The organism is Herbaspirillum sp. BH-1 (assembly GCF_002870055.1).
Lineage (GTDB): Bacteria > Pseudomonadota > Gammaproteobacteria > Burkholderiales > Burkholderiaceae_D > Herbaspirillum > Herbaspirillum frisingense.
This window is the reverse complement of record NZ_PKOI01000018.1, coordinates 36,377-48,294: the sequence shown is the minus strand read 5'-3', so window position 1 is coordinate 48,294 and position 11,918 is coordinate 36,377. Positions and strand designations below refer to the sequence as shown.

6 protein-coding genes are annotated in these 11,918 nt (G+C 60.8%); all 6 read right to left on the bottom strand.

All coding sequences use genetic code 11. The features are described from left to right. Positions 1-74: 74 nt before the first annotated feature. Positions 75-2,180, bottom strand: a complete 2,106-nt coding sequence (gene fusA / locus HBH1_RS19940) for an elongation factor G (protein WP_006465488.1) — start codon at positions 2,178-2,180, stop codon at positions 75-77. A gap of 126 nt (positions 2,181-2,306) precedes the next feature. Further along, positions 2,307-2,777, bottom strand: coding sequence for a 30S ribosomal protein S7 (gene rpsG, locus HBH1_RS19935; RefSeq protein WP_006465489.1), 471 nt, complete (start codon positions 2,775-2,777; stop codon positions 2,307-2,309). A gap of 155 nt (positions 2,778-2,932) precedes the next feature. Continuing rightward, positions 2,933-3,316, bottom strand: coding sequence for a 30S ribosomal protein S12 (rpsL, locus tag HBH1_RS19930; RefSeq protein WP_006465490.1), 384 nt, complete (start codon positions 3,314-3,316; stop codon positions 2,933-2,935). Between the two features lie 326 nt (positions 3,317-3,642). Then, the gene (locus HBH1_RS19925) at positions 3,643-4,791 is read right to left on the bottom strand and encodes a hemin-degrading factor (RefSeq protein ID WP_102664102.1); all 1,149 of its coding nucleotides are present in this window, start codon (positions 4,789-4,791) and stop codon (positions 3,643-3,645) included. Between the two features lie 28 nt (positions 4,792-4,819). Beyond that, the gene (locus tag HBH1_RS19920) at positions 4,820-7,117 is read right to left on the bottom strand and encodes a TonB-dependent hemoglobin/transferrin/lactoferrin family receptor (protein ID WP_199181630.1); all 2,298 of its coding nucleotides are present in this window, start codon (positions 7,115-7,117) and stop codon (positions 4,820-4,822) included. 355 nt (positions 7,118-7,472) lie between these two features. Continuing rightward, complete coding sequence (gene rpoC, locus HBH1_RS19915) at positions 7,473-11,714, bottom strand: DNA-directed RNA polymerase subunit beta' (protein ID WP_006465493.1); 4,242 nt, start codon at positions 11,712-11,714, stop codon at positions 7,473-7,475. Positions 11,715-11,918: the final 204 nt, after the last annotated feature.

Genomic DNA, 11,918 nt, shown 5'->3' with positions numbered 1-11,918 from the left:
TTCAATATTCAATGATTGGCTGGTGATCCAGCCGGCGATCCCTTCCACACGGAAGAGACCGCCCTTGCTGCAACTTACTTGGCCTTGGAGGTGACGATTGCGTCGATCACGTTCTTGGGCGCTTCGGAGTAATGCTTGAATTCCATCGAGTAGGTTGCGCGACCTTGAGTGGCCGAACGCAGCGTGGTCGAGTAACCGAACATTTCCGACAGAGGCACTTCGGCCTTGATGATCTTGCCACCGCCGCCGGCGATTTCATCCATGCCTTGCACCATACCGCGGCGGGACGACAGGTCGCCCATCACGGTACCGGCGTAGTCTTCCGGGGTTTCCACTTCGACAGCCATCATCGGTTCCAGGATGACCGGGCTGGCGCGACGGCAACCGTCCTTGAAGGCCATCGAACCGGCCATACGGAAGGCGTTTTCGTTCGAGTCCACATCGTGGTACGAACCGAAGAACAGGGTGACCTTGACGTCAACCACCGGGTAACCAGCCAGCACGCCGGTGTTCAGGGTTTCACGCACACCCTTTTCAACGGCCGGGATGAATTCGCGAGGAACGGTACCGCCCTTGATGGCGTCGACGAACTCGAAGCCCTTGCCGGCTTCTTGCGGCTCGATCTTCAGCACGACGTGACCGTATTGACCACGACCACCTGACTGCTTGACGAACTTGCCTTCGGACTCTTCGCAGGTCTTGCGAATGGTTTCGCGGTAGGCCACCTGCGGCTTGCCGACGGTGGCTTCAACGTTGAATTCACGCTTCATGCGGTCGACGATGATGTCCAGGTGCAGCTCGCCCATACCGGCGATGATGGTCTGGCCCGATTCTTCGTCGGTACGCACGCGGAAGGACGGATCTTCAGCAGCCAGGCGGTTCAGGGCCAGGCCCATCTTTTCCTGGTCGGCCTTGGTCTTGGGCTCGACAGCCTGCGAGATCACCGGCTCCGGGAAGACCATGCGTTCCAGCACGACCATTGCCTTGTCGTCGCACAGGGTGTCACCGGTGGTGGTGTCCTTCAGGCCGACGACGGCGGCGATGTCACCGGCCATCATTTCCTTGATTTCTTCACGCTGGTTGGCGTGCATCTGGACGATACGGCCGATACGTTCCTTCTTCGACTTCACCGAGTTCAGCACGGTGTCGCCCGAGTTCAGGGTACCGGAGTAGCAGCGGATGAAGCACAGCTGACCAACGAACGGGTCGGTAGCGATCTTGAAGGCCAGGGCGGAGAACTTCTCGTCGTCCTTGGCTTCGCGCACGACCGGCTCGTCGTCTTCGTTCAGGCCCGGAACCGGGGGGATGTCCACCGGCGACGGCAGGTACTCGATCACGCCGTCCAGCATGGCTTGCACGCCCTTGTTCTTGAAGGCGGTGCCGCACATCATCGGAACGATTTCGCCGGAGATGGTGCGTTGACGGATCGCGCCCTTGATTTCGGCTTCGGTCAGGTCGCCTTCTTCCAGGTACTTGTTCATCAGGTCTTCCGATGCTTCAGCAGCGGTTTCGACCAGGTTTTCGCGCCACTTCTGCGCGTCAGCCTTCAGATGCTCGGGGATGTCTCGGTAGTCGAACTTCATGCCCTGGGAAGCGTCGTCCCAGTAGATCGCGCGCATCTTGACCAGATCGATCACGCCTTCGAAGTTTTCTTCGGCGCCGATAGGCACTTGCATCGGGATCGGGTTGGCCTTCAGGCGGGCGCGCATCTGGTCGTAGACCTTGAAGAAGTTGGCACCGGTACGGTCCATCTTGTTGACGAAGGCCAGACGCGGGACCTTGTACTTGTTGGCCTGACGCCACACGGTTTCCGACTGGGGCTGCACGCCGCCGACTGCGCAGTAGACCATGCAGGCGCCGTCGAGCACGCGCATCGAGCGTTCGACTTCGATGGTGAAGTCAACGTGACCCGGGGTGTCGATGATGTTGATGTGGTGGGCCGGGAAATTGTTCGCCATGCCCTTCCAGTAACAGGTGGTCGCAGCGGAGGTGATGGTGATACCACGCTCTTGTTCCTGCTCCATCCAGTCCATGGTGGCGGCGCCGTCGTGCACTTCACCGATCTTGTGGTTCACACCGGTGTAAAACAGCACGCGCTCGGTCGTGGTGGTTTTGCCAGCATCGATGTGCGCGGAGATACCGATGTTGCGGTAGCGCTCAATGGGGGTCTTGCGAGCCATGATTTATTCCTAAGTCTTTAATGCACGAAACCGAGCGTCATTTTTTTCAAATAAACGCTCGGCTCGAACCAATTTAAGATGCAGACCAGGGCACTCCCGGATAGAGAGGCACTGGCCCAGTCTTTGTTAGAAGCGGAAGTGCGAGAACGCCTTGTTCGCTTCTGCCATGCGGTGCACTTCATCACGACGCTTCATGGCGCCGCCACGGCCTTCGGCGGCTTCCATCAGTTCACCACCCAGGCGCTGCGGCATCGACTTTTCGCTGCGCTTGTTGGCGGCTTCACGCAGCCAGCGCATCGACAGGGCCATACGGCGCACCGGACGCACTTCAACGGGCACCTGGTAGTTGGCGCCACCGACGCGGCGGGACTTCACTTCCACCATCGGCTTGCAGTTGTTCAGGGCTGCGGAGAACACTTCCAGCGGGTCCTTGCCCGACTTGGTCTGGATGTAGTCGAAGGCACCGTAGATGATGTTTTCAGCGACGGACTTCTTGCCCGACAGCATCAGCACGTTCACAAACTTGGCGACTTCAACGTTGCCGAACTTCGGATCCGGCAGAATTTCCCGCTTGGGGACTTCACGACGACGTGGCATTTCGATTCCTTTCAATCTTCAGTTGAGTGGGCGAACCCTGCTTCAACTTCGCCTGCACTCGCGGAGAGCCATCATGGCTTCCACTTACTCGGCCCGACCTGGACCGACTCTGAGTCTGTTCACACGACGCAGCGCGTCATGATAAACACCAATTATTACTTCTTCGCTGCCTTGGCGCGCTTGGCACCGTACTTCGAGCGAGCTTGCTTACGATCCTTGACGCCCTGGGTATCCAGTGCACCGCGAACCATGTGGTAACGCACACCCGGCAAGTCCTTCACACGGCCGCCGCGGATCAGCACGACGCTGTGTTCTTGCAGGTTGTGGCCTTCACCGCCGATGTACGAAATGACTTCGAAACCGTTGGTCAGACGCACCTTGGCCACCTTACGCAGCGCCGAGTTCGGCTTCTTCGGGGTGGTGGTGTAGACGCGGGTGCAAACACCGCGCTTCTGCGGGCTGTTTTCCAGCGCCGGCGATTTGCTCTTCACGATCGCGCGGACACGTGGTTTGCTAATCAGTTGATTGATGGTTGGCATCGTTTTAATCCAACAAAGTACAACATTGAAAACAGGTTCCGGAATCGGTTGCCCGGAACCACACAGGAAACTCTTGCGCGAAGACTACGCGCGTATCGGATTTAAGACCGGAAGGGAGATCAGCGTCGCAGAAGCGATGATTCAGACCAAAGAACGCATAAGCCCGGGAGAGCCTAAATTCGAGAACTCGCGAGTATATGCCTGAAATACCAGCGGGTCAACCGGGACCGGCCTTTGGCGCGGATTTCAGGCCGTCTATGGCCATTTCACCACGGTTTTACAGTGGCAAAACGGCAATGTTTTCCAACTTGCAATAGAGGCCGCGATCAGGTGCGGGGCAAGTCTGCCACCATGCGGCGCCATTGTTCGGTTTCTGGCTGGCCGCGGTCCCGGCGCGAGAAGAAATTGACCAGTTGGCGTCCGGCTGCATCGTAGAACTCCACCGAGGTGACGATGCCATGGTCGGTAGGCCGACGTACCACCCAACCATGACGAATCGCGCCGCTGCGGACATGCAGCTCGAAGTCGGCAGCCGATGCGTTGTACCACTCCCCCTTGATCGCAGTCTTGTCGATGAGGCCACTGTAGATCTGCGTCATGCCACCATTGCTGACGAACACCATGATCGGCTGGTGCCGCGACTTGGCATCCTCGATGAGCAGCTGCAGGGCTTGCGGTCCGATGCGCCAGGCGGATTGACTACCGATCAGCTCCAGCGCCTGTTCGCGGCTCAGCTTCAGTTCCCGCAACAGGCGCGGGAACTGGTGTACGTCGGTCAGTTCCTGCCACGACTGGCGCAGTTCGGCGATATCGGCCGAGGAGGGGTTGCCGCGCACGCCGGGGGCAGACGCCGGCAAGGGCTCCACCTGCAGCGCGGCCCGCTGGTCGGGCAAGCGGAACTGGCCGACCAGCCGCTCGAAGTCGGCGACATGCTGGTCATTGTCGAGATAGATCTTGTGTACCGCCTGCCCATGGCGATCGAAGAACTGCAGGCTGCGGCTGGTCTTGCCGTCCCGCCCTGGCTGGACCACGGCGAACGCGCTGCCCCACTGCGCAGCGCCAAAGCGCAGGTCGATGGCGCCGCCCGCCAGGCCGGTGCCCGGCACCACCCTGCCCTGCTCGTCGCGGCGTATCGGCGCCACCTCGCCAGCACGTTCCAGCACCACATCGTCATTGCGGGTGATGGCCTTGATCCGCCCCAGTTCGGGGAGATGCTCGTAGAGCGCCTGGATGTCCTTGGCATCGGCCCCCAGCCGCTTGGCCTGCCAGGTGGTGCCGGCCGCCAGCAGTTGGGCTTCGGACACGCCCAGTTGGCGGGCGGCATCGCGCGGATGCAGCTTGGGCTGCGCCTGGTGCAGCTGGGACCAGCGTTGGGCCAGCGTGGGCGCCGTATTGGCACAGCCGGCTGCGGCCAGCGTCGCGGCCAGCAGCAAGCCCAAAGTATGCAGACGGGTGGTTTGCCTAGGTCGGTTCATGGAAATTCCTTTCATACGTGCGGATGATTCAGTATTCGATCTTCAGGCTGACGTTGAAGCTGCGACCGGGCTCGGTGTAGGCATCCTTGTTGACTGCGCTGTCAGCCAGCGACAGCCCCCGGATGTCGGTCCAGCTCCAGTACTTGCGATCGAACAGGTTGCGGATGCCGACGGTGACGGTCATGTTGCGGGTGAGGTGATAGCCGCCCGACAGATCCATCACGAAGAAGGAAGGCGAGACGAAGTTGGTAGCCGTCGGAATATCTTCCTTCTTCTTGGCCGCGTTGTAGACCAGGTCGCTCTGTACGAACCACTGCTGGGGACGCTCATAGCGCAGGCCCGTCACCACCGACAGCGGGGCCACGGATTCCAGTCCCTGCTCGACGCCATTGGCAGTGGTGGTTCCCTTGGTCCATGCGAACCCGCCCTTGACCGTGAAGCCATTGTCGAGCGCGTAATCGATCCGCCCTTCCAGCCCGTGGATCTCGGCCTTGGCTGCATTGCGGTACTGGAAGATGGTCGGGTTGGCCACCGTGAGGTTGCCGCGTACGGTCACCAGATCGATGAAGTTGCGGTAATTGCCTTTGTACGCCGCCGCGCTGTAGCGCAGTGCTCCGGCCCCGGCCGCCAGCTTGCCGCGCAGGCCGACTTCGACCGTGTTGCTGGTCTCCGGTTTCAGATCGGGATTGGAGATCTGGCGATAGACGGTGTTGTTGAAGAAGGAATTGATCTCCTGCGGCGAGGGCGAACGGAAGCCGCGCGCATATTGGATGTAGGGGATGAAAGCCGGCGTGACTTCATAGAGGAAAGCCAGGCGCGGCGAGAAGGCACTGTCGCGGCTGCTCACTGCGGGCTGTCCGTTGGCGATGGCCTGGGCATCGTACTTGGCGCTGGCCTTGGGCTTGAGTTCATAGCTGTCCAGCCGCAGGCCGGCGATGGTGGTCAGCCCGCCGGTGCGCATCTCATCCTGCACATAGGCCCCGAGCTGGGTGCTCTCGGTCTTGGGGAAGTATTGGCAATACTGCGTGCCGGTACAACTGGTCCAGCCGGTGCCGTCGGCACTGGTCTGCAAGGTGGACAGGCTCAGGTCCAACCCATAGACCAACTTGTGCCGCCAGCGGTCGGAGCCGAAGTTGCTCTCGGCCAGCAGGCTGCCGCTGATCATCTGGTCGCTGTAGGAAACTGCACGGAAACGGGGCCGCACGATCGTCGTCGTGCTGGTCCCCGCTTCATTGGTGAACTGGTCAGTGTCGGCATTGCGATAAGTGAGGCTGGCCTTGAATTTCTGTATCCACGGCTGATCCGCATCGTTGCGTTCGTAGACCAGCGTGGCGCGCTGTCCGGTGGACTTGCTGCTCGTACTGTAGGCGGTCACGCCGTTGCCGATCGCGGAGAGACTGTCGCCGCTCTCGCGCTCTTCGGTGGCCTGCAGGGTGAGCTTGAAGGTGTCGATGCCATTGGGCTTGAAGACCAGCTTGCCCAGCGCGGAGCGATTGGTGTAGCTCATCGGGTCAGGCGTGGTGCGGGCACTGCCGCGCACATCATTGGTCCCCTTGTTGTCACTCTCGTTGCCGTGGCGCGCATTGAGGATCAACATGCCCTGCCACTGCTCGTTGCCCCAGGCCGCGCTGGCGGTCGCGCCAAAGCTCTTGTCGGCCGAGTCGTAGGAAGGCTTGAAGGAGAAATAGCTGGACTTGCCATAAACGTCCAGCAAGTCAGATGGGTCCTTGGTGATGAAGTTGACCGCGCCGGTGAGGCCATCGCTGCCGTAGAGCGAAGAGGCCGGCCCGCGCAGCACTTCGATGCGGCGATACAGTTCGGTATCAGTGGTCGCGCCCCGCCCCACGCTGGCCACGCCCTGGCTGAAAGCGCGCGGCATGACGATGCCATCCTCCAGCAGCAGCACACGATTGCCATCAAGGCCTCGGATCGTGATGCCCTCATTGCCGCCACGCCCGGTGGTGGCAGTCGCCCCCGTGATGCCGGACATGCGATACACCGAGCGCCGTACCTCCACGCCCGGCTCATAGCGCAAGGCATCTTTGATGTCCTTGGCATTGTGCTCCTCGATCTCCTCAGAGGTAATGACGGAGACGGTAGCGGCCGCGTGATCGAGGTCACTGCTGCCGGAGCGATTGGCCGTCACCACCACGTCCTGCAGTTTCTTGCCGCTGGCTTGCGCCAAGGTGATGGACTCACTCGCGGGCAGGCGAGCGGGACTGGCTTGGGTATTGGAATCGGCCGATTGCGCAAAGGCACTCGCACACAGCCACTGCTGCAGCGCCAGGAACACGGCCGCTGCACACTTCGATTTGCTTGGAAACACTGGTAACCACCCCTTGGTCTGGTTCGGTTACTAGCGCTGGCTGGCTACCTCTTGGATAAAAACGGCCTGCGGGCGCAGGCCGTCATCAATATGAAGTTTGATTCCACGCGACGGGAATCAGATGAGAATCATTATTATCTAGAGATGATAAAAGATTCACTCATCCTTGGCAATGCCGCAAGCAGCAAGGCCTACCGCCAGTAGGGATATGAAGGTAGTGATACCCCGACAAATACCCCCCATGAACGAAAAAACGGCACCGGAATTGCTTCCGGTGCCGTTCTCTCTTGCAGCTTGTTGTCTTGCCGGGGCGGCCAGGCCAGCTGGCCGCCCCATGATGCCTTGCCAGCGATGCTTACGCTTCGCCTTCGACACCGCCGAAGGATTCGGCCGAGGAGACTTCCTCGTCGCCGAACTCGGAGCGGGAGGCACGTTCGGCTTCGAGCAGTGCTGCACGCTCTTCGGCTTCCCATGCATCCTTTTCCTTGCGGGCGCGGTGGAAGGCCAGGCCGGTACCCGCCGGGATCAGGCGGCCGACGATGACGTTTTCCTTCAGACCGCGCAAGCCGTCCTTCTTGCCCATGATCGCGGCTTCGGTCAGCACGCGGGTGGTTTCCTGGAACGATGCGGCCGAGATGAAGGAGTCGGTCGACAGCGATGCCTTGGTAATACCCAGCAGCACGTTTTCGTAGGTCGCCGGGATCTTGCCTTCGGCGTTCACGCGGTCGTTTTCGTCCAGCAGTTCGGAGCGCTCGACCTGCTCACCGGTGATGTAGTTGGTGTCGCCCGGCTCCACCACTTGCACGCGGCGCAGCATCTGGCGCACGATCACTTCGATGTGCTTGTCGTTGATCTTCACGCCCTGCAGACGGTACACGTCCTGCACTTCGTCGACGATGTAACGGGCCAGCGCTTCGATACCCAGCAGACGCAGGATGTCCTGCGGGTCGGCCGGACCGTCCACGATCATTTCGCCCTTGTTCACCACCTGGCCATCGTGCACCAGCACCTGCTTGTCCTTGGTGATCAGGAACTCGTGCTTGGTGCCTTCCATGTCGGTGATTTCCAGACGCTGCTTGCCCTTGGTTTCCTTGCCGAAAGCAACGGTACCAGTGACTTCGGCCAGCATGCCGGCATCCTTGGGCGAACGTGCTTCGAACAGTTCGGCCACGCGCGGCAGACCACCGGTAATGTCACGGGTCTTCTGCGATTCGGTCGGGATACGGGCCAGCACTTCACCCACATGCACCTGCTGACCGTCCTTGACAGTGATCAGTGCGCCGACCTGGAAGCCGATGGTCACCGAGTGTTCGGTGCCGGCGATCTTCACTTCTTCGCCCTGTTCGTTCAACAGCTTGACCTGCGGACGCATGACCTTGGAGGACGGACCACGACGCTTCGCATCGATGACCACCAGGGTCGACAGACCGGTGACTTCGTCGATCTGCTTGGCCACGGTGGAGCCTTCTTCCACGTTCTCGAACTTCACGGTACCGGAGTACTCGGTGATGATAGGACGGGTCAGCGGATCCCAGGTCGCCAGTGCGGTACCAGCCTTGATGGTCATGCCATCCTTGACGATCAGGGTGGCGCCGTACGGCACTTTGTGACGCTCGCGCTCACGACCCAGGTCGTCGGTAATCAACACTTCGCCGGAACGGGAAATGACGATCTGTTCACCCTTGCCATTGGTCACATAACGCATCGTGGCGGTGAAGCGCACGGTACCGTTGGACTTGGCTTCCACCGAGGAGGCCACTGCTGCACGCGACGCCGCACCACCGATGTGGAAGGTACGCATGGTCAGCTGGGTACCCGGCTCACCGATGGACTGCGCTGCCACCACGCCGACGGCTTCGCCGGAGTTGACCAGCAGGCCACGGCCCAGGTCGCGGCCGTAGCACTTGGCGCACAGACCATAACGGGTGTCGCAGGTCAGCGGGGTGCGGACCTTGACTTCGTCGATGCCCATGCGTTCGATCTCTTCGACCTTGTCTTCATCCAGCAGGGTGCCGGCTTCGAACAGGGTGGCTTGATCTTCCGGATTGACGATGTCGGTCGCTGCCACGCGGCCCAGGATACGGTCGCGCAGGGCTTCGATGACTTCACCGCCTTCGACCAGGGCCTTCATGGCCGAACCGTTGGAGGTGCCGCAATCGTCTTCGATCACGACCAGATCCTGGGTCACGTCCACCAGACGACGGGTCAGGTAACCGGAGTTGGCGGTCTTCAGCGCGGTGTCGGCCAGACCCTTACGGGCGCCGTGCGTCGAGATGAAGTACTGCAACACGTTCAGGCCTTCGCGGAAGTTCGCGGTAATCGGCGTCTCGATGATGGAGCCGTCAGGCTTGGCCATCAGGCCGCGCATACCAGCCAGCTGGCGGATCTGGGCGGCCGAACCACGGGCGCCGGAGTCGGCCATCATGTAGATCGCATTGAAGGACTCCTGGGTGGTCTTCTTGCCTTCGCGCGTGACGACGTCTTCCACCTTCAGCTGGTCCATCATGGCCTTGCCGACTTCGTCACCGGCCTTGCCCCAGATGTCCACGACCTTGTTGTAGCGCTCGCCCGCGGTCACCAGACCGGAGGAGTACTGCTGCTCGATCTGCTTGACTTCGGACTCGGCAGCGGCGATCAGGGTAGCCTTTTGCGGCGGCACCAGCATGTCGTCCACGCAGATCGAGATACCGGCGCGGGTCGCCAGGCGGAAGCCCGACTGCATCAGCTGGTCGGCAAACACGACGGTGGCACGCAGACCGCACTTGCGGAAGGACGTGTTGATGAGCTTGGAGATTTCCTTCTTCTTCAGCGCGCGGTTCAGCACCGAGAACGGCAGGCCCTTGGGCAGGATCTCGGAGAGGATGGCGCGACCGATGGTGGTCTCGTAGCGCTTGACGGTACGCACGAATTCGCCGGTGACCGGGTCCTTCGGATGTTCGACGATACGCACCGTGATACGGGTCGCCAGCTCGACTTCCTTGTTGTCGTAGGCGCGGATCACTTCCGAGACGTCCTGGAACATCATGCCTTCGTTCTTGCCGTTGATGGCTTCACGGGTGGCATAGTACAGACCCAGCACGATATCCTGGGACGGCACGATGGACGGTTCGCCGTTGGACGGGAACAGGATGTTGTTGGAGGCCAGCATCAGGGTGCGGGCTTCCATCTGCGCTTCGATCGACAGCGGAACGTGGACGGCCATCTGGTCGCCGTCGAAGTCGGCGTTGAACGCCGCGCAGACCAGCGGGTGCAGCTGGATCGCCTTGCCTTCGATCAGGACCGGCTCGAACGCCTGGATGCCCAGACGGTGCAGGGTCGGCGCACGGTTCAGCATGACCGGGTGTTCGCGGATGACTTCTTCCAGGATGTCCCAGACCACCGGTTCCTGTGCTTCCACCAGCTTCTTGGCAGCCTTGATGGTGGTCGACAGACCCATCAGTTCCAGCTTGTTGAAGATGAAGGGCTTGAACAGTTCCAGGGCCATCAGCTTGGGCAGGCCGCACTGGTGCAGCTTCAGCTGCGGACCCACCACGATGACCGAACGGCCCGAGTAGTCCACGCGCTTGCCCAGCAGGTTCTGACGGAAACGACCGCCCTTGCCCTTGATCATTTCGGCCAGCGACTTCAGCGGGCGCTTGTTGGCGCCGGTCATGGCCTTGCCGCGACGACCGTTGTCCAGCAGCGAGTCAACCGCTTCCTGCAGCATGCGCTTTTCGTTGCGCGTGATGATTTCAGGTGCGCGCAGCTCCATCAATCGCTTCAGACGGTTGTTGCGGTTGATGACGCGGCGGTACAGGTCGTTCAGGTCGGAGGTCGCGAAGCGGCCGCCATCCAGCGGCACCAGCGGACGCAGTTCCGGCGGCAGCACGGGCAGCACTTCCATGATCATCCACTCAGGCTTGATGCCCGAGCGCTGGAACGCCTCCAACACCTTCAGGCGCTTGGCGTACTTCTTGATCTTGGCTTCGGACTTGGAGTCCTTCAGTTCCTGGCGCAGGGTTTCCGCTTCGCGGTCGATGTCGATCGAGCGCAGCAGTTCGCGGATACCTTCGGCGCCCATGAAGGCGATGAAGTCGTCACCGTACTCTTCGTACTTGGCGGCGTAGTCGTCTTCGGACATGATCTGGCACTTCTTCAGCGGGGTCATGCCGGGATCGGTCACGACGTAGGCTTCGAAGTACAGCACGCGCTCGATGTCGCGCAGGGTCATGTCCAGCACCATGCCCAGACGGGAGGGCAGCGACTTCAGGAACCAGATGTGGGCAGTGGGGGAAGCCAGCTCGATGTGGCCCATGCGCTCACGGCGCACCTTGGCCAGGGTCACTTCCACGCCGCACTTCTCGCAGATCACGCCGCGGTGCTTCAGGCGCTTGTACTTGCCGCACAGGCACTCGTAGTCCTTGATGGGGCCAAAGATCTTGGCGCAGAACAGGCCATCGCGCTCGGGCTTGAAGGTACGGTAGTTGATGGTTTCCGGCTTCTTGACTTCGCCGAAGGACCACGAGCGGATCTTGTCAGGCGAGGCCAGACCGATCTTGATCGCGTCGAATTGTTCGTTTTGCTGGACTTGCTTGAATAGATCGAGCAGTGCTTTCATGTATCACTCCAGGTTGGCGTGAAAAAACTAAATTTACGTGTGGCCGGTTCACCCTGCTTAACCCTGTTCGCATCGGCGGGAGAGCCAACGAAAGCGCTGTTTCGTGGTGCCGCTCGATACCGGGACAGACCTCCCCAGCTTACTGCCGTACTTCTCTTGAATCTCGTGATTCGCTGATACTGAATTCTCGCTTCGCCGGAAAGA

Excerpts from the sequence above, each read along its gene's own strand:
- fusA (WP_006465488.1), bottom strand. The coding sequence starts at position 2,180 with ATGGCTCGCAAGACCCCCATTGAGCGCTACCGCAACATCGGTATCTCC.
- rpsG (WP_006465489.1), bottom strand. The coding sequence starts at position 2,777 with ATGCCACGTCGTCGTGAAGTCCCCAAGCGGGAAATTCTGCCGGATCCG.
- rpsL (WP_006465490.1), bottom strand. The coding sequence starts at position 3,316 with ATGCCAACCATCAATCAACTGATTAGCAAACCACGTGTCCGCGCGATC.
- HBH1_RS19925 (WP_102664102.1), bottom strand. The coding sequence starts at position 4,791 with ATGAACCGACCTAGGCAAACCACCCGTCTGCATACTTTGGGCTTGCTG.
- rpoC (WP_006465493.1), bottom strand. The coding sequence starts at position 11,714 with ATGAAAGCACTGCTCGATCTATTCAAGCAAGTCCAGCAAAACGAACAA.